Source organism: Accumulibacter sp. (genome assembly GCF_029255125.1).
GTDB lineage: Bacteria > Pseudomonadota > Gammaproteobacteria > Burkholderiales > Rhodocyclaceae > Accumulibacter.
Genome location: NZ_JAPUVR010000020.1, coordinates 1 through 21,167 on the forward strand (window position 1 = coordinate 1; position 21,167 = coordinate 21,167).

12 protein-coding genes are annotated in these 21,167 nt (G+C 66.4%); 11 read left to right on the top strand and 1 reads right to left on the bottom strand.

Annotated elements, in window-relative coordinates:
* Positions 1 to 905: AraC family transcriptional regulator (locus Q1L59_RS00685; RefSeq protein ID WP_300327369.1), on the bottom strand; the 905-nt coding region annotated here is incomplete at its 3' end.
* Positions 906 to 1,000: 95 nt separating this feature from the next.
* On the opposite strand from Q1L59_RS00685, the gene Q1L59_RS00690 reads away from it, so the two are divergent.
* From Q1L59_RS00690 to Q1L59_RS00740, 11 genes are all read left to right on the top strand, one after another.
* On the top strand, positions 1,001 to 2,419 hold the full coding sequence (locus tag Q1L59_RS00690) for a bifunctional diguanylate cyclase/phosphodiesterase (protein ID WP_300327370.1): 1,419 nt from the start codon (positions 1,001 to 1,003) through the stop codon (positions 2,417 to 2,419).
* Entirely contained in the window at positions 2,401 to 3,300 is a 900-nt protein-coding gene (locus Q1L59_RS00695; RefSeq protein WP_300327371.1) for an HDOD domain-containing protein, read from the top strand. Before Q1L59_RS00690 ends, Q1L59_RS00695 begins: the two co-directional genes overlap by 19 nt.
* Before the next feature lie 151 nt (positions 3,301 to 3,451).
* The gene (locus Q1L59_RS00700) at positions 3,452 to 4,699 is read left to right on the top strand and encodes a hypothetical protein (protein ID WP_300327372.1); all 1,248 of its coding nucleotides are present in this window, start codon (positions 3,452 to 3,454) and stop codon (positions 4,697 to 4,699) included.
* 6 nt (positions 4,700 to 4,705) lie between these two features.
* Entirely contained in the window at positions 4,706 to 5,482 is a 777-nt protein-coding gene (locus tag Q1L59_RS00705) for a TSUP family transporter (protein WP_300327373.1), read from the top strand.
* Positions 5,483 to 5,584: 102 nt separating this feature from the next.
* Complete coding sequence (locus tag Q1L59_RS00710; RefSeq protein WP_300327374.1) at positions 5,585 to 6,739, top strand: ABC transporter substrate-binding protein; 1,155 nt, start codon at positions 5,585 to 5,587, stop codon at positions 6,737 to 6,739.
* 84 nt (positions 6,740 to 6,823) lie between these two features.
* The gene (locus Q1L59_RS00715; RefSeq protein ID WP_300327375.1) at positions 6,824 to 7,858 is read left to right on the top strand and encodes a branched-chain amino acid ABC transporter permease; all 1,035 of its coding nucleotides are present in this window, start codon (positions 6,824 to 6,826) and stop codon (positions 7,856 to 7,858) included.
* On the top strand, positions 7,858 to 9,627 hold the full coding sequence (locus tag Q1L59_RS00720) for a branched-chain amino acid ABC transporter ATP-binding protein/permease (RefSeq protein WP_300327376.1): 1,770 nt from the start codon (positions 7,858 to 7,860) through the stop codon (positions 9,625 to 9,627). Before Q1L59_RS00715 ends, Q1L59_RS00720 begins: the two co-directional genes overlap by 1 nt.
* Entirely contained in the window at positions 9,624 to 10,382 is a 759-nt protein-coding gene (locus Q1L59_RS00725) for an ABC transporter ATP-binding protein (protein ID WP_300327377.1), read from the top strand. The genes Q1L59_RS00720 and Q1L59_RS00725 overlap by 4 nt, the downstream gene beginning before the upstream one ends.
* Before the next feature lie 423 nt (positions 10,383 to 10,805).
* Positions 10,806 to 18,398: a type I polyketide synthase gene (locus Q1L59_RS00730; protein WP_300327378.1), complete on the top strand. Its 7,593-nt coding sequence runs from the start codon at positions 10,806 to 10,808 to the stop codon at positions 18,396 to 18,398.
* Entirely contained in the window at positions 18,395 to 19,726 is a 1,332-nt protein-coding gene (locus tag Q1L59_RS00735) for an aminotransferase class I/II-fold pyridoxal phosphate-dependent enzyme (RefSeq protein WP_300327379.1), read from the top strand. The genes Q1L59_RS00730 and Q1L59_RS00735 overlap by 4 nt, the downstream gene beginning before the upstream one ends.
* Before the next feature lie 26 nt (positions 19,727 to 19,752).
* Positions 19,753 to 20,949: a polysaccharide biosynthesis/export family protein gene (locus Q1L59_RS00740; protein ID WP_300327380.1), complete on the top strand. Its 1,197-nt coding sequence runs from the start codon at positions 19,753 to 19,755 to the stop codon at positions 20,947 to 20,949.
* Positions 20,950 to 21,167 lie beyond the last annotated feature (218 nt).

Consider the following 21,167-nt stretch of genomic DNA (forward strand, 5'->3'; position numbering starts at 1 on the left):
AAAGGCGGACAGGCGAGTCGGCAGCCTCGCTTTCTACGCCACCGCAGAATTGTTCCCTTCCGCGCGACATCGGCGCCCGCTGCCCCGGGTGGCAGTGCTGAAACGAAAAATTCACAACCTCTGAGGCAAAGGGCACGCGCGACCTCGGGTGCGGTTGCCACACCCGAGGTCAGGTGGTGCAGCACATACGCCTTGCAGCGGCTGACGATGTCGTCTTCGAAGAGCCCGGCCATCTGCTCGGTGAGGATCGTGTCGAAGGTATTGGCGAGCGGTATGTTGGCCGATGGCAGCGGCGCCTCGGCGACCTCCCGTGCGAGCACGATGCTGTCCTCCGCCGCGCCGAAAACGACCGGGCAAGCAAAGAAAGCGAGCCAGGGTTGCGGATCGGCTGGCGCGCGGCGACGCAGATGGACGCTGGCCGGGCGCATCGTGTGGCCACAGTTGACCCGGCACATGGCGATCACGATCGAAAAAGTGAAGTCGGTCATCAGCGGCCCGACGCTTGCCTCGCCGCGTCCGTGGTCGTAAGTAAAGCGCACGCCCGCCGGCTCCTCGGAACAACGATAGCTGAAGCGGTTGCCAAGAATGCGCGAGAAGCGCTCCATCCGTTTCAGCCCGGTATGCAGCGTGCGGCTCGACAGCCAGGCATAACCCATCGTTCCAAGATTCGACGGATGCCAGCATTCGGCAGCACGCAAGGCGAACGCCGGGTCGGCAATCTGCGCCGCAGCGAGTTCGAAAGCGACATCGGACAGGCGGCTGGGCAGACGCGCGCGCACATCGCGCAGCGTTTCGGAGGGAACGCCCAAAGTCCGGCGGAACTGGCTGGGATCGATGCCGTGCAACTCGACCAGACGCAGCACGATCAGCCAGACGGTCGCCAGCGTGCTTTCCGATTTCGGCATTCTCCCCGTCCCTCCCCAGCGGCGACCGACGATGGCCGAAATGGTCAAGCGAAAGGCGCGTTAAGTCAAGCGCCCGCTATCCCCCCTGTTTAGTCTTGTGGCGTCAGATAGATGGACGATCGCGGCGGCTGGCGATCGGCGACGCGGAAAGGAGGGACAGCATCAAACGGCTGGGAACAACGCGTGTCAGGCGGCGACCGCTGGCGGTCGATTCGTGCGCCGCGGCGACGCCGGAACGCGATCCGACGACCGGATTCTTCGTCCGCAGCGTCGGCCCGCGCCTGGTCGCGCGTCTGTTTGTCGAGGCCGATCGGACGCGGGGCACGCTGTTTGCCCTCTGGCTCGACCTCGACCGCTTTCGCCAGGTCAATGACTCGTTCGGCTACGCCGAGGCCGACGCCGTCATTGCCCGCATCGCCGAGCGCATCCGCTCGGTGGTCGGCGTGCGCCGCACGCTCCTGCGCGTCGGCAGCGACGAGTTCGTCGTGCTGCTGCCCGCACTCGATGCGCCCAGCGTCGAACGAATCGCCGGGCAGTTGCTGGTCGTCGTCGACCAGCCGATGCCGCTCGGCAGCATCCTCTTTCGACCTGCGGTGAGCATCGGCATCGCCGCGCGCAGCAGCACCGATGATCCGCTCAGCCTGCTCGAACGTGCCGACCGGGCGATGATGGAAGCCAAACGCCAGGGTGGCAACCGCTTCGTCGTCAAAGCCGCCGAGCCGCCGCGCGGCGCTTCCGGCGCGCAACTCGCACGCGAGGAACTGGAGGTCGAAAGCATCCTGCACGGCGCACTCGAAAATGGCGGACTCGAACTGCACTACCAACCCCTGCTTCGCCCGGACGGCAGCCTCGAAGCGGTCGAAGCGCTGATGCGCTGCTCGGTCGCCGGGCGAGCGGTCTCGCCACAACAATTCATTCCGGTGGCCGAGAAGACCGGGCTGATCGTCCGGCTGGGTGAATGGAGCCTGTTGCAGAGCACCCGTTGCGCCGCCCGTCTGCGCTGCCAGGGTTGCCGCGCCAAGGTGGCGGTCAATGTCTCGCGTGCTCAACTGACCTCGCCCAGCTTTCTCAGCGTCCTGCACGCGGCGCTGATCTGTGCCGACGTTCCGCCCGCTGGAATCGAACTCGAACTGACCGAGTCGCTCTTCATGGATGCTTCGCCGATCGTTCAGGCCAATCTGCGCGGCGCACGCGCGGCCGGCGTCGGGCTGGCGATCGACGACTTCGGCACCGGTTATTCGAGCCTGTCGAACCTGAAAGACCTGCCGGCGACGAAACTGAAATTCGACCGCGCCTTCATCAGCGAACTGCCTGCAGACCGGCGCGCCTTCGCCATTCTGCGGGCGATCACGCGCCTGGCCGGCGAACTGGGGATGCTGGTCGTTGCCGAGGGCATCGAAACGGTCGAACAACTGGCGGCCGCCAAGGCCGCTGGAGTCGACGCGACGCAGGGCTTCCTGCACGCCCGGCCGATGCCCGAGGAGGCGCTTCTGGAATGGTTGAGAGCACGATGAATGTCCCGACGCGCGGTCGGCCAAACGGCCGGCCATCACTTGCCAATGCGCTTGACGATGCCATCCGGGCAATCGACATTCCGCCGCGCCCGCAGATCATCGACCGGATCAGAGTCGAGGTGCTCAGCGAGAATCCGTGCTTTCACCGCATCGGGCAATTGATCAAGGCAGATGTCGGGCTCGCCGCCGGTTTGCTGAAGACGGCCAATTCGCCGTACTTCGGCCTGCGCACGCGCGTGCGCTCGGTTTCCGAGGCGCTCGTGCTGCTCGGCTTGGAACTGACCGCGCGCGCCGTTGCGGCGATCAGCCTGCGGCGTGCGTTTCCGGACAGTGCGCACTACGTTCGCTTCTGGGACTCGTCGGCGCGCATCGCCGCGCTTTCCGGCTGGCTCGCGCAAACCCTCGCTCCGCCCGGTCTGAACGCTGCCGACGCCTATACTTTCGGACTCTTCCGCGACTGTGGAATCGTCATCCTGTTGCGTCGCTTCGCCGACTACCGACAGACGCTGGCGCGCGCCAACGGCGACGCCGAACGCAGCTTTACCGCCGTCGAGCAGGCCGACTACCCGACCGACCACGCGGTCGTCGGCAGCCTGCTGGCGACCGAATGGTGGCTCCCCGACGAGATCTGCCAGGCGATTCGCGCGCATCATGAACCGTCGGCGATCGCTTGTCTCGGGGCGGATCCGCCGCTGGTCGGCAGTCGCCTGATCGCTGTCAGCCAGACCGCTGAACATCTGCTGCAGCAACTGACCGGTGCCAGCCGAACGCAGGAGTGGACGAAACTTGGCCAAGCGTCGCTGCTTCTCCTTGGTCTCACCGAAGAGTCCTTGCGCGAGCTGCACGCCGAGGCGGCGACGATACTCGCGGCGACTGACTGAGCGCGCGCGCCGGCTCGCCCTCGCCAAAGCTTGCCCTGACGCGTACGATGGCGGCCGTGCAGCACGCTGTCGGAGCGTCAGGGGGGTTGCCCGCCGGCAAGGCGGCCGATTGGCGGTGCTTTCGACCCTATACACGCTCTCAGGACATCCGATGACCGCCGGAAAGAAAACCACGGAAGCGCTTCGCCCTCGTGTCGGCTACAGTCAGCGAGCACAAGCCGCCGTACAGGCGACGGCAGCGCAGGTGCGCGCGCTGCACAGCGCGATTGCCGGCAAGTCGTTCGCAGTGCTGCGCCGCGTCCCGCTGCTCGCCCGACCGGTCCACCTGGTCGAGCGGGCGCACGACGGACTTTTCGCCAGTGTCTATCAGGCGGTCGATTCGAGCAGCAACGCGCTGTTCGGGCTGGCCGCATCGATCGAAGAACGGCACACGCGAGGTCGCGCGCAGCCGCCGCCCGGACGGCTCGCCAGCCGTGTGCGGAGCGTGTTGAGCGACGCTTTCGGGGGGCAGCCGGCAAACAGCGAGAGGCCATGGACGCTTGCCCCGACGCTTCGTGTCGGCGGCGCTGTCGTGCCACCAGAGGCGGCCGCCATCCGCGCGACGTGGCCGCAAGCGGGTCCGCGGATCAGCGTCTTCATCCATGGCCAGGGCTGCGACGAGACTGCCTGGCAAGCGCTGCCAGCGACCTCCGCGAGCGCTCCGGCGACCATGCCGAGCGCCGATTTCGGCCGGCAACTGCAGGCAGATTTCGGCTATACGCCGATCTACGTGCGCTATCGCGCCGACCTGCCACTGAGCGAAAACGGCCCGGCGTTCGCCGCGCTGCTCGAACAACTGCACGCCGGCTGGCCGCACGCGGTATCGCGCATCATTCTTCTCGGCCACGGCACGGGCGGCCTGCTCGCGCTGGCCGCCTGCGAAGACGCGGCAAGGGCCGGAATGCACTGGCCCGAATCGACCGACATGCTGATCTGTCTCGGCGCACCGCAAACTGCCTCACCCGTCGAACGGCTAGGCCAGCAGGTCGCCGCCACGCTGCGCGCCGCTCCACTCGCGTGGCCGGACGTGCCGACTGTCGTCACGCACACGCCAGCCGACCTGAGCCGGATTGCCTGCCGCTTTCTTGCCGGCAGCCTGGCCGAGGATGTCGAGCATCGCTTTGACAGCTTTCTTGCCGATCGGGCGCTCAGGCCGGGCAGCGCCAGCGCCCCGATGATCGGCGCTAATGTGCAGAGCGCCGCGGTCGGTCGCCTGGAGCATCGGGAGCTGCTCACCGATGCGCGGGTCTACCGCCAGATCGCCGACTGGCTGGCGGCGCTTGCCGCACCGGCAGCCGACGCTCAGACCGGCAGCCACCCGACGCGCCAGAAAACGCGCAGGATCAACCGAGCGCGCTGATTGCCGATGAGCGATGAGATCAGCGCCGCACTGCTGCTGGGTCTGGCCGTTTCAGCGCTGTTTGCCGGTTTCATCGACTCGCTGGTCGGCGGCGGCGGGCTGATCCAGATCCCGGCGCTGTTCAGTGCGCTGCCGCAGGCCACACCGGCGACGCTCTTCGGCACCAACAAGTTTTCCAGCATTTTCGGCACGGCGAATGCCGCCTGGCGCTACGCTCGACGCGTCGACATGCCCTGGCGTACGACGCTGCCGGCGGCGCTTGCGGCGTTTGCCTGCTCGTACGCCGGCGCGCTCGCCGTCGCCTGGCTCCCGCCCTTGCTGCTGCGGCCGCTGATCCTGATCCTGCTGATTGCGGCGGCCGCCTACACTTTCCTGCGTCCTGACCTGGGGACGGTCCACCGACCGCAACACAGTGGTCGGCGCGAGTTTGCCTACGCGCTGTTGCTCGGTGGCGCGATCGGTTTCTACGACGGCTTCTTCGGTCCGGGCACCGGCAGTTTCCTGATCTTCCTGTTCATCCGCTTCTTCGGCTTCGACTTCCTGCACGCCTCGGCAGCGGCCAAAGTGGTGAACATGACAACCAATCTGGCGGCGCTCGGCTACTTCATTCCGAGTGGTCATTTTCTGCCGCAAGTCGCGGTCGTGATGGCCTGCGCCAATGTCCTCGGCTCGTTGCTCGGCACACATCTTGCGCTTCAGCACGGCAGTCGCTTCGTCAGAATCGTCTTTTTGTGCGTCGTGAGCGCCTTTATCGTGAAATTTGCGCATGATACGTTCGCCTAGACTTGTCTCACGCTGGCGCTGGTCGCACAATGCACCCTTTTCGACGCGCTGATTGCGGCGGCGTCGCCGCGGCCACAGCAAACCACCTTGTCAGGGGACACCATGAGAATCAACGCACGCATCGGCCGCCTGCTGGCCGTTCTGGCGGCCGCGTTTGCCGTCACCGTTCACGCCGACATCAACGTCGGCGTTACCCTCTCGGCCACCGGGCCGGCCGCCTCGCTCGGCATCCCCGAAAAGAATTCGTTCGCCTTGCTGCCGACGACGATTGCCGGCCAGAAGGTCAACTACATCGTTCTCGACGACGCTTCGGATACGACGACGGCGGTCAAGAACACGCGCAAGCTGATCGCCGAAAACAAGGTCGACGTCATCGTCGGGTCGACGATCACGCCCAATTCGCTGGCCATGATCGACGTCGTCGCCGAGGCGGAAACGCCGATGATCTCGATGGCCGCGTCCTCGCGCATCATCGAGCCGATGGACGCCAAGCGCTACTGGGTCTTCAAGACGCCGCAGAACGACGCGCAGATGGCCACGGCCATCGTCGAGCACATGACCAACAACAACGTGAAGAGCGTCGCCTACATCGGCTTTGCCGATGCCTACGGCGAGGGCTGGTGGAACGAGTTCTCGAAGATCGCCGAGGTGCGCAAGATCCAGATCGTCGCCAACGAGCGTTTCAATCGGGCCGATACCTCGGTCACCGGACAGGTCCTGAAGATCATGGCCGCCAAGCCCGATGCCGTACTCGTCGGGGGCGCCGGGACGCCTGCCGCTCTGCCGCAGAAGTCTCTGAAAGAAAAGGGTTACAAGGGAATGATGTATCAGACGCACGGGGTCGCCAATGCCGACTTCCTGCGCGTCTGCGGCAAGGACTGCGAGGGAACCTTGCTGCCCGCCGGGCCGGTGCTGGTCGCCGGACAACTGCCCGACAGCAACCCGATCAAGAAGGCGGCGCTCGAGTACGTGAACAAGTACGAAGCCGCGCACGGCAAGGGAAGCGTGTCGACCTTCGGCGCGCACGCCTGGGACGCCGCCAAGCTGCTCGCCAGCGCAGTGCCGGAAGCGCTGAAGAAAGGCCAGCCGGGCACGCGCGAATTCCGCAAGGCCTTGCGCGATGCGCTCGAAGCAACGCGTAACGTGACTGCCGCGCACGGCGTTTTCAACCTGAGCGCGCAGGATCACCTGGGTTTCGATCAACGTGCCCGCGTCATGGTCCGCATCGAAGGCGGTAACTGGAAACTCGTTCAGTAACGCATTGACTTTCTCGTTCGGCGCGCCCCTGAACGGGGCCGCGGCAGGCGGTACGGCGCCCGCGCCGCCTGTGTGGATACTCCGATGGATTTGCAGATTGCCTTGCTGCTCGGCCAGGACGGCCTCACCAACGGCGCGATTTATGCGCTGCTGGCGCTTGCTCTGGTGCTCGTTTTTGCCGTTACCCGCGTCATCTTCATTCCCCAGGGCGAGTTCGTCGCCTTCGGTGCGCTGACCCTGGCCAGCCTGCAGGCCGGCAAGTTGCCGGGAACCGTCTGGCTGCTGCTCGCGCTCGGCGTGCTGATCGGCGTGCTCGAAGGCAGCCGCGCGGTACGCGCCGGGCAACTGCGCCGCCTGCCGCTGATCGTCCTGCTCAACGTCGGTGTCCCGCTGCTCCTCGCCGGAACGCTGATCGCCGTATCGCCGGCCACCCTGCCGTTGCCGGTACAGGTACTGCTTGCGCTGATGCTGGTCGTGCCGCTCGGACCGATGATCTATCGTCTCGCCTATCAACCGGTGGCCGAGGCGTCGGTGCTCGTCCTGCTCATCGTCTCGGTTGCCGTACATGTCGCGCTGACCGGCCTCGGACTGCTTTTCTTCGGAGCCGAAGGCTCGCGCACGCCGCCGTTTACCGAAGTCAGTTTCGCCGTCGGCGACGCTTTGCTGCAGGGACAGACGGTGCTCGTCATCGTCGCCAGTCTGGGGCTGATCATTGCCTTGTACCTGTTTTTCGAGCGGACGATCTACGGCAAGGCGCTGCGCGCGACGGCAATGAACCGCACCGGCGCACGCCTGATGGGAATCTCCGGAACGCTTGCCGGCATGTTGTCGTTTACCCTCGCCGCGCTGATCGGTGTCCTCTCCGGCATCCTGATTTCACCGATCACGACGATCTATTACGATTCGGGCTTCCTGATCGGGCTGAAAGGTTTCGTCGGAGCGATCATCGGCGGCCTGGCCAGCTACCCGGTCGCCGCTGCCGGTGCCGCGCTGGTCGGCCTGCTCGAGTCGTACTCCTCGTTCTGGGCCAGCGCTTTCAAGGAAGTGATCGTCTTTACGCTGATCATTCCGGTGCTCCTCTGGCGCTCGCTGAAGACGACGCACGTCGAGGAGCAATGATGCCGGCCGTGCGCTCGACCACCCTGCTCGCGGTCTTCATCGTCGCCTTGCTCGTCGCACCGCTGCTGCTGCCCGAGTTCTACATCACGCTGCTCGACTACATCGGCCTGTACGCGATCGTCGCGCTCGGCCTCGTCGTGCTGACCGGGGTCGGCGGACTCACTTCCTTCGGCCAGGCGGCTTTCGTCGGACTCGGCGCTTATTCGTCGGCTTATCTCACCACCGTCCACGGCGTTTCGCCCTGGCTCACCTTGCCGGCCGGCCTGCTGGTCACCGCGGTCGTCGCCATTTCGCTCGGACTGGTGACCTTGCGCCTGTCCGGGCATTTTCTCCCCTTGGGGACGATCGCCTGGGGGATCAGTCTGTACTACCTGTTCGGCAACCTTGCCGGCCTGGGCGGGCACACCGGGCTGACCGGCATTCCGCCGCTGACGCTTTTCGACCTCGAGGTCAAGACCGGACGCGAATTCTTCTACCTGATCTGGGCCGTTCTCCTGCTCGCGCTGCTCGCCACGCGCAACCTGCTCGACTCGCGCGAAGGGCGCGCCATCCGCGCCTTGCGCGGTGGATCGGTGATGGCCGAAGCGATGGGCGTGCATACCGCGCGTTCGAAGATTGTCATCTTCACCCTCGCCGCACTCTACGCGAGTACTTCCGGCTGGCTGTACGCACACCTGCAACGCTTCGTCAATCCGACGCCGTTTTCGCTGACGCAGGGAATCGAGTACCTGTTCATGGCGGTAATCGGCGGCGTTGCGCACGTCTGGGGCGCGATCGTCGGTGCCGGACTGATCAGCATCCTGAAACAGTGGCTGCAGGACTGGCTGCCGAAGCTGCTCGGACAGAGCGGTAACTTCGAAATCATCGTTTTCGGCGTGCTGATGATCTTCGTCCTGCAGCGCGCGCGCGATGGCGTCTGGCCGATGATTGCGCGTCACTTCCCGCAGCCGCCGACGCGCGCGCAGCTCCGAGAGGCGCCACCGCTCGCCCGTCGCGAACGCCCGGCTGCCGGCGCCGTCCTGCTCGAGGTCAAGGACGCCTGCAAGCGTTTTGGCGGGCTGGTCGCCAACGACCGCATGAACTTCCAGGTCAGGGCGGGCGAGGTGATGGCGCTGATCGGCCCGAACGGCGCCGGCAAGAGCACGATGTTCAACGGCATCTCGGGGGTCGATCCGCTGACCTCGGGCAGCGTCATCTTCCGCGGCGAGCGCGTCGAGTCGCTGCCCGCACGCGACATCGCGCGCCTCGGCATGAGCCGCACCTTTCAGCACGTGCGCCTGCTGCCCGGCATGAGCGTCCTCGAAAACGTCGCCATCGGCGCCCATCTGCGTGGTCGCAAGGGTTTCGTCGCCGCCGCTTGCCGCGCCGACCGGGATGAGGAGGACCGCCTGCTTTTCGAGGCAGCCCGGCAGATCGAGCGCTGCGGCCTGAGCGAGCAGATGCACGAGCCGGCCGGCAGTCTGCCGCTGGGCAAGCAGCGCATCGTCGAAATTGCCCGGGCGTTGGCCGCCGATCCCTGCCTGCTGCTCCTCGACGAACCCGCCGCCGGCCTGCGCTACCTTGAAAAGCAGGCACTCGGCGACCTGCTGCGCCGGCTGCGCGACGAAGGGATCGGCATCCTGCTCGTCGAGCACGACATGGACTTCGTCATGGGCCTGGCCGATCGGGTGGTCGTCATGGAGTTCGGTCAGAAGCTCGCGGCGGGTCTGCCCGAGGACATCCAGCGCAACCCGGCGGTCGTCGAAGCCTACCTGGGAGGTGTCGAATGAGCCCGGCTGATCACGGTAACGAACGCACCGTCGTGCTCGAGGTCGACAAGCTGTCGGTCAGCTACGGCAAGGTCAACGCCCTGCACGGAATCTCGCTCAAGGTCCACCGCGGCGAGATCGTCACCGTGATCGGACCGAACGGCGCTGGCAAGACGACGCTGCTTTGCGCGCTGATCGGCCTGCTGCCGGCGAGTGGCGACATCGTCTACCTCGGCGAACGGCAGCACGGCGGGCGCAGCGTCGAACAACTCGTCCGTCTGGGAATGACGCTCGTTCCCGAGAAGCGCGAGCTCTTCGCCGAAATGAGCGTCGCCGACAACCTTCTGCTCGGTGCTTTCGATCGCTATCGCGCGGGACACCGTGATTCGCTGGAAACCATGGAAGACGTCTTCAACGTTTTTCCGCGCCTGATGGAACGTCGCGAGCAGACCGCCGGAACGCTGTCCGGTGGCGAACGGCAAATGCTCGCCATGGGCCGCGCCTTGATGGCCAAACCACGCCTGCTGCTGCTCGACGAACCGAGTCTCGGACTGGCGCCGCTGATCATCCGGGAAATCTTCCGGACGATCACGCAGCTCAAGCGAACCGGAGTGGCGATTCTCCTCGTCGAGCAGAACGCACGCGCCGCGCTGCAGGTAGCCGACTACGCCTACGTCCTGGAAACCGGCGAGCTCGCGCTGGAAGGCGCCAGCCGTCAGTTGGCCAGCGACCCGCGCGTCGTCGCCAGCTACCTTGGCCTCGGCGGTCGCCGCTGATTGCCCGGCCGCGCCGGACGCTCCGCTTCGCCTCGCAGTCGACCGAAGATGCGCGATCTAATGCTAAAGTTCGCACGTAGCGCGCCGTTAATGAATCGGGTGGAAAAGAAGCGCTCTTAGCGAAATGGCTTGGGCGCGCGTCCCGGTGTTGACCCGGAAAGGCAGGCCATGAACCCCAGGCCGAGCTGATGATTGTTCTGACCGCGCGCTAACCAAGCACCGCTCCCGGGCACCGTTGCGGCAATGGCGTGCTCGCGTTTGATGGGCGAATTGTTTGTGGACACAATCACGACGTTGCCACAGAAACGACAGGGGTTTCCTTCAAGAATGGTAGCTGCGGTAGGGCATATTGAGCGGATGCAGACGCATTGGCCGCTTCTTCGTGCTTGGCGAAGAGAGCTTGCCGCAGATGGAGGCTGACTGATGAAGCAACTCAGGAAGAATGGGCGGAGTGCGAAGACGGCCGAGGGCCGGCGGCCGACGCGTGCGGCAGGCGCCGCGCAGTCGTCGTCGGCCGTTGCCATCGTCGGCATGGCCTTCCGCCTGCCGGGCGATCTGAGCGACGAGGCCAGCTTCTGGAATGCCCTGAAGGAAGGCCGCGATCTCGTCACGCGCGTTCCCGCCGAGCGTTGGGCGGTTGCTGAGCTCGAGCACGGCAAGCGCTCGGAACCCGGGCGCAGCATCAGTTTTTCCGCCGGCATCCTGTCGCGCATCGACGAGTTTGACGCCGGTTTCTTCGGCATCTCGCCGCGCGAGGCCGCCTGGCTCGATCCGCAGCAGCGCCTGCTCCTTGAACTCACCTGGGAAGCGATGGAAAACGCCGGCGTTCCGCCCTCGTCGATGGCGGGTTCCGACTGCGCGGTCTACGTCGGTATCTCCGGGCTCGACTACGGCGCATACGGGCTGAACGATCTGGCGAGCACGACCGCGCACTCGATGACCGGCAACACGCTGAGCCTCGCCGCGAATCGTCTTTCCTACGTCTTCGACCTGCATGGGCCGTCGCTCGCCGTCGACACCGCCTGCTCGTCGTCGCTGGTCGCCTTGCACCACGCGTGTACCAGTCTGCGCACCGGCGAAGCGAGCAGCGCTCTCGTCTGCGGCGTCAGCCTGTTATTGCACCCCTACCCGTTCATTGGCTTCACCAAGGCGTCGATGCTGTCCGCTGACGGGCGCTGCAAGGCTTTCGACGCGGCGGGGGACGGCTACGTGCGTGCCGAGGGCGGCGCCGTCGTCCTGCTCAAGCCGCTCGACAAAGCGCTGGCCGACGGCGACGAGATCCACGCGGTGATTCTCGCCAGCGGGGTGAATACCGACGGCGCGCGCAAGACGGGAATTACCATTCCGAGCCGCGAAGGGCAGGCCGAGCTGATGCGCGCGGTGCTCGCGCGCAGCGGTCGCACCGCTGACGAAGTCGATTTCGTCGAGGCGCACGGCACGGGTACGGCGGTCGGCGACCCGATCGAAACCGCCGCAATCGGTGCGGTCTATGGCCAGGGGCGCAGCCAGGCGCTGCCCATCGGGTCGGTCAAGGCCAACCTTGGCCATCTGGAACCCGCTTCCGGTCTGGCCGGGCTGATCAAATCCGTCCTCGTACTGAAGAACCAGGCGCTGCCGCCGGCACTGCACTTGCGCACGCCCAATCCGCATATCGATTTCGCGCGCCTGAATCTCGAACTGGTCACCGAATACCGCACCTTGCGCAGCGCCAATGGCAGGCCTCTGCTCGGTGCCGTCAGCTCTTTCGGTTTTGGCGGCGCGAACGCGCATGTCCTGCTGCAGGAGTTCAGGCGGCCACCCGCGGCGGACCGGCTGGCCGACGATATTGCGCCGCCGCCGCTCTTTCTCTCGGCGCGCAGCGATGCGGCTTTGCGCGCCATGGCCGGTCGTTATGCGCCGTTGCTGCACGCCAGTTCAGCCGCCGACTACTATGACCTCGCGCATGGCGTCGCGCATCGGCGCGAGCGCATGGAAAAGCGCCTCGCGCTGCAGGCCGATTCGCCGGCCGCCGCCGCAGCTGTGCTCGAGCGTTATGCGCAGGGCGAAACGCCGCCGGGCGTGGTCGTCGAGGATGCCCTGCCGGCGGGTGGCGGGGTGGCTTTCATCTATTCGGGGAACGGCGCCCAGTGGGCCGGAATGGGTCGTGCGCTGCTCGCCGAATCGCCGCGTTTTGCCGAGATCCTGACGGGCATGGCCAACGCCATGGATGCCGCGACGGGTTTTTCGCTGCTCGCCGAGGTGGACGCCGCTGACCCGGTCAGACTTGAGGACACGAGCGTTGCACAGCCGCTGCTCTTCGCGCTCCAGGTCGGCGTGACGACCCTGCTGCGCGAACTGGGGGTGCACCCGCTGGCCGTTGCCGGGCACAGCGTGGGCGAAATCGCGGCTGCCTGGGCCGCTGGCGCGCTTGATCTCACCCAGGCCATCCGCGTCATCTGCGCGCGCAGCCAGGCGCAGGCGACGACGCGCGGAAGCGGACGGATGGCCGCCGTCGGCCTGTCGGCGAGCGTCATCGACGAGCTGATGCGCGAGCTGGGGGGAGATCTCGAGGTCGAACTGGCCGGGATCAACAGTCCGGGCAACGTGACGCTGGCCGGCAGTCTGCCCGGCTTGCTGCGCATCCAGGAGCGGGTCGAGCGGCGCGGTGCATTCTTCCGCCTGCTCGATCTCGACTACGCCTTTCACAGTCGGCAGATGGATTCGACCGCCGCGAACCTGCTCGCCCGGCTGGCCGGAATTCGCCCGGCGGCGACGCGTGCGGCACTCTTCGTGTCGACAGTGAGCGGCGATGTGATGGACGGCAGCACGCTCGGTGCCGGCTACTGGTGGCGCAACGTGCGCGAACCGGTGCGCTTTTCCGAGGCGATCGGCAAACTGGCCGAACTGGGTTGCCGCGTGTTCGTCGAAATCGGCCCGCATGCCATCCTGCAGCGCTACATCGGTGAGAGCCTGAGTGCTGCCGGCATCCGCGGGAGAGTCATGCCCAGTCTGCGGCGCACCGACGACGGCGTCGACGCGATCGCCGAGACCGCCTTGCGCGCACACCTGCTGCTTGCGCCGACGCAACTGCACACCTGGTTTTCCCGTCCGGCGCAGCGCGTACGTCTGCCCAACTACCCCTGGCAGCGCGAACGCCATTGGCATCCGACGACGAATGAGGGGGCGCCGCCGAGCGAAAGGCGGCGTGTGCATCCGCTGCTTGGCTGGCGTCTGCACGACGCCGAAGCGGCCTGGGAGAACACGCTCGATCCACTCGTCCTGCCCTGGCTGGCCGAGCACCAGGTCGGTGGGGCAGTGGTCTATCCCGGTGCTGCCTATGTCGAGATGGGTCTCGCCGCCGCCCGCGAGTTGATCGGCGGAGAACACCTGATCGTCGACGGGCTGGACATCGTCTCGCCACTGGTTTTCGACGGCGAACACGGCCGCAGCTTGCGGCTGGTGGTCAATCCGCGCGATGGCGGATTTCAGATCAGGAGCCGGCAGCGTTTGAGCAGCGACGAATGGACCCTGCACGCCGCAGGTCGTTTGCTCGCCTCCGCCGGACGGCTTCCCGCGCTCGGCATCGAGCCGCCAAGCGTGGTGACGCGACAGGTCGACCGCGCGACGCACTATCGCCTGGCGGCGCAACTCGGTCTCGACTACGGCCCGCTTTTCCAGGGCCTGCGCGCTGCCCGCGTCGGTGCGGGCGAACTTGTTGCCGAGCTGGAAGCCGACCTCGAACCGGCGGCTGCGCTCAGCTGCGACGACTACCTTCTGCATCCGGCGCTGCTCGATCTGTGCTTCCAGTCGCTGGTCGGTTTCTTCGCGGCGGAGATCGAGGCGGGGCAGGCAATGGCTTTGTTGCCGGTCAAGTGTGGGCGAATCGACCTTTGCCGTGGCGGACCGGCCGCGCGCTTGCGCGCGCGTCTGCGCCGGCAAAGCGCGCGCTCGTTTATCGCCGATTTTGCTCTCCTCGACGATCAGGACCGACTGCTCGCGCGGGCCAGCGCTTGCCGCTTCCGCGCCGTTCGGCTCACGCAGCGCGCGCGCCAGGCGCTGGCCAACTGGCGCATCGTTCCCTGGCTGCGACCGCATCCGGTGGACGGCCTGGTCAGCGCAATGCCACCCGTGGCCGAGCTTGCCGGGCAAGCGCGCGCGGCGCTGGCGGAAGAGAAGAGCCAACGCCAGACCTGGTTCAAGGAAACGCTGCCGCTCATCGAGGCCTTGACGCTGTCTTTCGTCGTGCAGGCTTTTCAGGAGCTTGCGGGGCAGCAACCGGCGGGGTGGGGGCAATTTCCGGCGACGCCGCATGGTCGCTGGCTGGCCGATTTGTTGAGCCGCGAGGGGCTGCTTCGGCAGGATGACGAGCAGTGGTCGGTGACGACCGACGCCGGTCTGCCGCCGGCCGATGGGCTCTGGCAGACGCTGCTGCGCGATTCGCCGGCGTGCCTGCCGCAACTGACCTTGCTCGGGCGCGTCGGCCGGCAGTTGCCGGCCTTGCTCGCCGGTGCCATCGACGGCCGCGGGTTGCTTGACGAGCTGCACCATTCGCCGGTCGCCGAGGTGCTCTATGACGACGATCCGGCTTATCGCGGACTGCGCCTCGCGCTTGACGGAATGCTGCGCCATCTGATCGACAACTGGCCGAGCTCGCGCCGTCTGCGCATTCTGGAGATCGCTGCCGGCGCGAGCAGCCTGCCGAGAATTCTGCTTGCTTCGCTCGCTGCCGATCGCTTCGATTACGTGCTGGCCTTGCCGACTGAGGCAGCGCAGGCCCGCCAGCAGGCCGAGTACCAGGAGCATCCGAGTATCGTTGTGACGACTTTCTCGGCCGATTGGCAACTGCCCGGCGATCAGCGCTTGCCGGAGGCCTTCGACCTGGTCATCCTGCGCCATACGCTGCATCGCACGCCCAGTCCGCACGCCGCTCTGGCGCAGACGCGGCGCCGGCTGGCAGCCGGCGGCATCGTATTGCTCGCCGAGCGTCATGCCGACTGGAGCGCCAATTTCCTGGAGGGCATCGATCCCGGCTGGTGGCATGAAGACGCGGCGACGAGCGTACCGCTTTCTTCGCTGCTCGCCCCGGAAGCCTGGCAGCAGGCCTTGCTCGACGAGGGCTTCGCGGATTGTGAGCAGTTTCTGGAACCGGCGGCCGAAGGCTTGAGCGAAGGCGCCTACCTGCTGCTCGCCCGGCGCCCGGCGGGCGACCTTGCTGCCTTGCCGGTGCCGGCCGCGGCTGACTGGCTGCTACTCGTCGATGAGGCGTCGGCGCGACTCGCCAGCCAACTGGCCGCGCGCCTCGAGTCGTGTGCGCAACGAGTCAGCGTGGCCAGCCACTTGGCGCCAGCCACGCTGCCCAAGCATCTGGTCTGCCTGCTTGGCTGGGACGATCCGCCAGAGCGCGCGGCGGCGACCATCGCCGGGCTGCTCACCGAAGTGCAGGTGCTTGCCGCCCAGCCCGGCAAGCCGCCACGTCTGTCGATCCTTACCCGCGGCGGCGCGCTTGCCAGCGGCCTGCCGGACGCCAGCTTGCCTAACCCGGCGCAAGCCGCGGTCTGGGGATTCGGCCGCGTCGTCATGAACGAGTATCCGCAGCTTGGCTGCACGCTGCTCGACCTGGCGTGCGACCCGGGCGCGCCGGACCTGCCCGCTCGGCTGGAAAACGAATTGCTGCGCCCGGACGGTGCCAGCGAGATCATCCTTTCCGGCGCCGCGCGTCACTGCCTGGTGCTGCACGAGGAGAGCGCATCGCCGGTCGCCCAGGCTGCGCCGGAAAAGCGCTTCCGGCTCGATTTTCACACGCCCGGGCAGTTGCGCAATCTGGTCTGGCTGGCCGATCGCGAACGTCCCCTGCGCGACGACGAAATCGAGGTTTGCACGCAGGCGGTTGGCCTCAATTTCCGCGATCTGATGTATCTGATGGGGCTGCTGCCCGACGAAGCGGTCGACAATGGCTTTGCCGGCGCCAGCCTCGGTCTGGAATTTTCCGGCGTAGTCAGCCGCGTCGGCGCCCGGGTGACCGACCGCCTGCCCGGCGATGCGATCCTGGGTTTCGCGGCGTCGTCCTTTTCCAGCCATGTCGTGACACGCGCCGATGCCGTCGCGCTGATGCCTGAAGAGTGGTCCTTCGAAGCCGCCGCCAGCGTGCCGACGGTGTTCTTCACCGTCTACTACGCGCTCAAACACCTGGGTGACCTGCAGCCGGGCGAGCGCGTACTGATTCATGGCGCCGGCGGCGGCGTCGGCATCGCTGCCCTGCAGTTGGCGCGCCATCTCGGTGCCGAGATCTACGCTACCGCCGGTAGCGAAGAAAAGCGTGACTTCGTCCGGCTGCTCGGCGCCGATCGGGTGTTCGATTCACGCAGTCTGTCGTTCGCCGACGATGTCCTTGCCGCGACTGCCGGCGAAGGCGTCGATGTCGTCCTCAACTCGCTCGCCGGCGAAGCGATGCGGCGCAGCCTCGATGTGCTCAGGCCGTTCGGCCGCTTTCTCGAACTGGGCAAGCGCGACTTCTTCGAGAACACGCCCCTTGGCCTGCGCCCGTTCAGGAACAACATCAGCTATTTCGGTATCGACGCCGACCAGTTGCTGATCGGCCGGCCGAAACTCGCAGCGCGCCTGTTTCGCGAGCTGATGGCGCTGTTTCGCGAGGAAGCGCTGGTGCCGCTACCCTACCGCAGCTTTACCGCCGAGCGCGTCGTCGACGCCTTCCGCAGCATGCAGCAGGCGCGCCATATCGGCAAGATCGTCGTCTCGTTGGGCGATGCGCAGCCGCCGGTCGAACAGCCGGCGCGCGGCGCGCCGGCGATCAGCTTCTCCCGGGAGAGTACCTGGATCGTCAGCGGCGGTCTCGCCGGCTTCGGTCTCGAGTCGGCGCGCTGGCTGGCCGAGCGCGGTGTCGGCAACCTCGTGCTGGTCGGCCGGCGCGGTCTGAAGACACCGGGCGCCAAAGAGATCGTCGAAGCCTTTGCCGCGCAGGGCGTCAACGTGCTCGCCCAGGCTTGCGACATCAGTGCCGCCAACGCGGTGCGCACGCTGGTCGAGCGAGTAAAGACCAGCATGCCGCCGCTGAAGGGGATCCTGCACGCGGCGACGACTTACGATGACCGGCTGCTCGCCACGCTCGACGCGGAGGGCATCGCCAGCGTGCTGGCGGCCAAGCTGCTCGGCGCCTGGAATCTGCACCAGGCGACGCTCGACGTACCGCTCGAACACTTTATCGTCTACTCGTCGGTGACCACCGCGATCGGCAACCCGGGACAAGCCAACTATGTCGCGGCCAACGCCGGTGTCGAAGGACTGACCGCACTGCGCCGCCACCTGGGCCTGCCCGCCACCTGTATTGCCTGGGGGCCGATCGGCGACGCCGGCTACCTGACGCGCAACGCAACGGTCAGGGATAGCCTGGAGCAGCGCCTTGGTCGGCCGCCGATCAGCGCGGCTGCGGCGCTTACCCAGCTTGACCGGGCGCTGACCGACAGCACTGGATTCCTCACCCCGGCGAACTTCGACTGGAATGTGCTTGCCCGGCTGCTGCCGGCGGCTGCCGGAACGCGTTTCGAACTGCTCGAGCGCCGGCGCAGCGAGCAGCCGCAAGCCGGCGAGTCGCTCGACCTGCGCGCGCTGATCGCCGGAAGGACGCCAGCCGAGATCGCCAGTATCGTGCGTCAACTGGTCGTCCAGGAGGTCGCGCAGGTGCTCTGCATCAGCCCGGAGCGGATCGACGCCAATCGACCGCTGAACGATCTGGGGATGGATTCGCTGATGGCTGTCGAACTCGCGCTCGGCCTCGAGCAGCGCTGTGGGATTCGCCTGCCGACGATGATGCTGAGCGATTCGCCGACGGCCGAGCATGTCGCGGCGCGGATCGTCGAGAAGCTGAGCGGCGAGGGCGCTACGGCGGACGAAACGCAGCCGGCGGAAGTCGTCGCCGGGCTCGCCGGCCAACACGGCGAAGGCGCGACGGCGGCCGAAATCGCTGCCATAAGCGATGACGTGCGCAGACTTGCGCGAACAGGAACGAGGTTGACCGCATGAGCAAGCCGAGTCTCACCCAGAGAACCAAGACCCAGCTGATCGACCGCATTCTCGGCCGGAAAGCGGGTTCCAGCGGCCTGGTGATCGCCATGCCGCAGGCGCGCAAGACGGCGCATCCGTCGATTCCGGAAGCCTTCACGCGCTTTGACCGTCACCCCGGCTACGAAAGAATGCTGGTGCCGAAGGCGGTCGCCGAACGCCGCGGCCTGGCCAATCCGTTTTTCCGCGTGCACGACGGCGTCGCCGGCGCAACGACGCGCATCGACGGGCGCGAGTACCTTAACTTCTCGAACTACAATTACCTGGGGTTGGCCGGCCATCCGGCGGTCAATCGCGCGGCGAAGGATGCAATCGACCGCTACGGAACGTCGGCCGCGGCCAGTCGGCTGGTCGCCGGCGAGCGCGCGGTGCAGCGCGAACTGGAGGAGGCGCTGGCCGAACTGTACGAAGTCGAGGACTGCATCGTCTTCGTCAGCGGCCACGCGACCAATGTCAGTACCATCGGTTACCTCTTCGGGCCGAAGGATCTGGTGATTCATGACAGCCTGATCCATAACAGCGTGCTCGACGGAATCCGGCTTTCCGGCGCCGCCCGGCGCTCGTTTCCGCACAACGATACAGCCTCGCTCGATCAGATCCTGGCCGAGATTCGCAGCCAGTTCGAGCGCGTCCTGGTCGTTGTCGAGGGCGTCTACAGCATGGACGGTGACGTTCCCGATCTGCCGGCGCTGATCGACATCAAACTTCGGCACAAGGCTTTCCTGATGGTCGACGAAGCGCACTCGCTGGGCGTTCTCGGGCAGACCGGGCGCGGCATTCGCGAGCACTTCGGCGTCGCCGGCCGCGCGGTCGACATCTGGATGGGTACGCTGAGCAAGACGCTTGCCGGCTGTGGCGGTTTCATCGCCGGTGAGCGCGCGCTGGCCGAGCACCTCAAGTACGCGGCGCCGGGCTTCGTCTACAGCGTGGGCATGTCGCCGCCGCTGGCTGCCGCGTCGCTGGAAGCGCTGCGCGTCATGCAGCGCGAACCCGAGCGCGTCGCGCGCCTGCGCGCGCGTACCGGGCAATTCCTCGCGCTGCTGCAATCCTTGCCGATCAACACCGGTTTTGCGCAGGGGCATGCCGTCGTTCCGGTCATCGTCGGCAGCTCGCTGAAGGCGGCGACGCTGTCCAATCAGTTCTTCGAAGCCGGCATCAATGTGCAGCCGATCATCTATCCAGCGGTCGAAGAGAAGGCAGCGCGTTTGCGATTCTTCCTGTCGGCCATGCACAGCGAACAGCAGATAAGGTTCGCTTTCGAGGTCACCCGGAGGTTGATGGAAAAGTGATCACGCTGTCCACCAGGAAAGTACCCATGGCGCGGTCTGAGCATCCGTGTGGCGTCGGCATTCGTCACGCCGGCCTGGCTGCCGCAGCGCTCATCCTGTCCGCCTGCGCGACCGCTCCCGACTGGATTTCGGCCAGCGGCGCCAGCCGCGAGCAGGTGCAGCAGGTGCAGCAGGAGCGCGCCGGTGGCCGCATCGAAGGCATCGAGCTGATCGACGTCGACGACGCGCTGGCGAGAAAACTGTCAGCGAGCAAACGGCTGGGCGAGTTTTCCGACTTCTTCCCGGCGGCATCGTCGAACAACTATCTGATCGGGCCGGGCGACATCATCGAGGTCTCCGTCTGGGAGGCGCCGCCCGCCATGTTGTTTGGTGCGGTTGTCATCGAAGCCAAAGCCGGACCGACGACGACGCGCGTCGTCACCTTCCCCGAACAGATGGTCACTCCGGCGGGGACGATCACCATGCCGTTTGCCGGGCGGGTTTTGGTCAAGGGGCGGGCGACGCAGGAGATCGAGGACGACATCGTCCGGCGTCTGCACGGCAAGGCCAATCTGCCGCAGGTTCTGGTGCGCGTGATCAAGAACAATACCTCGAACGTCACTGTCGTCGGCGAAGTGAACCACAGTACGTTGATGGCGCTGACCCCGAAGGGCGAGAGGCTGCTCGACGCGCTGGCCGCCGGCGGGGGGGTCAGGCAACCGGTAAACCGCATGGCGCTGCAGCTCTCGCGCGACAACGTCACGGCGACGATGGCGCTCGACTCGATCATCCGCGATCCGAAGCAGAACATCATGCTCAAGCCGGGCGATGTGGTGACCGCGCTGTTTCAGTCGCAAAGCTTTTCGGTGCTCGGGGCGACCGGCAAGAACGAGGAAATTCAGTTTGAAGCACAAGGCATTTCGCTGGCGCAGGCGCTCGCTCGCTCGGGCGGCCTGAACGACAGCCGGGCGGACGCGCGCGGCGTATTCGTCTTCCGCTTCGAGGAGGCCCGCCTGGTCGCCGCGCGCAACCCGGTCAAGCACGTCGGCGAGAGCGTTCCAGTGGTCTATCAGATCGACTTGCGCGACCCGGCGTCGTTCTTCATCACGCAGAATTTCCCGGTGCAGAACCGCGATGTGATCTACGTGGCGAACTCGCCCGCCGCCGAGTTCGAAAAGTTCCTGCGCCTGGTCGTATCGGTCGCCGTACCGAGCGTGACGTTGAACCGGGCGTGGCAGAACTGAGCGCGTCGATGAGCGCCGTCCTCGTCCATCTCCGGTCGTGCCATGCGTGAGCCGCGCAATCCGCTGGCGATCAGCTTTGCCGTCTGGCAGGCCATCTTCCTGCGCGAGGCGATCGATCGCCTGTTCGACATGCGCGCCGCCTGGTTCTGGTTGCTCATCGAGCCGGCCTTGCACATCGCCTTCATCACCGTGGTCTACTCCGCCGTGCGCATGTATAC

What these genes read in the sequence shown, in the direction of transcription:
- Q1L59_RS00695 (WP_300327371.1), top strand. Translation starts at nt 2,401, where the DNA reads ATGGTTGAGAGCACGATGAATGTCCCGACGCGCGGTCGGCCAAACGGC.
- Q1L59_RS00700 (WP_300327372.1), top strand. Translation starts at nt 3,452, where the DNA reads ATGACCGCCGGAAAGAAAACCACGGAAGCGCTTCGCCCTCGTGTCGGC.
- Q1L59_RS00705 (WP_300327373.1), top strand. Translation starts at nt 4,706, where the DNA reads ATGAGCGATGAGATCAGCGCCGCACTGCTGCTGGGTCTGGCCGTTTCA.
- Q1L59_RS00710 (WP_300327374.1), top strand. Translation starts at nt 5,585, where the DNA reads ATGAGAATCAACGCACGCATCGGCCGCCTGCTGGCCGTTCTGGCGGCC.
- Q1L59_RS00715 (WP_300327375.1), top strand. Translation starts at nt 6,824, where the DNA reads ATGGATTTGCAGATTGCCTTGCTGCTCGGCCAGGACGGCCTCACCAAC.
- Q1L59_RS00720 (WP_300327376.1), top strand. Translation starts at nt 7,858, where the DNA reads ATGCCGGCCGTGCGCTCGACCACCCTGCTCGCGGTCTTCATCGTCGCC.
- Q1L59_RS00725 (WP_300327377.1), top strand. Translation starts at nt 9,624, where the DNA reads ATGAGCCCGGCTGATCACGGTAACGAACGCACCGTCGTGCTCGAGGTC.
- Q1L59_RS00730 (WP_300327378.1), top strand. Translation starts at nt 10,806, where the DNA reads ATGAAGCAACTCAGGAAGAATGGGCGGAGTGCGAAGACGGCCGAGGGC.
- Q1L59_RS00735 (WP_300327379.1), top strand. Translation starts at nt 18,395, where the DNA reads ATGAGCAAGCCGAGTCTCACCCAGAGAACCAAGACCCAGCTGATCGAC.
- Q1L59_RS00740 (WP_300327380.1), top strand. Translation starts at nt 19,753, where the DNA reads ATGGCGCGGTCTGAGCATCCGTGTGGCGTCGGCATTCGTCACGCCGGC.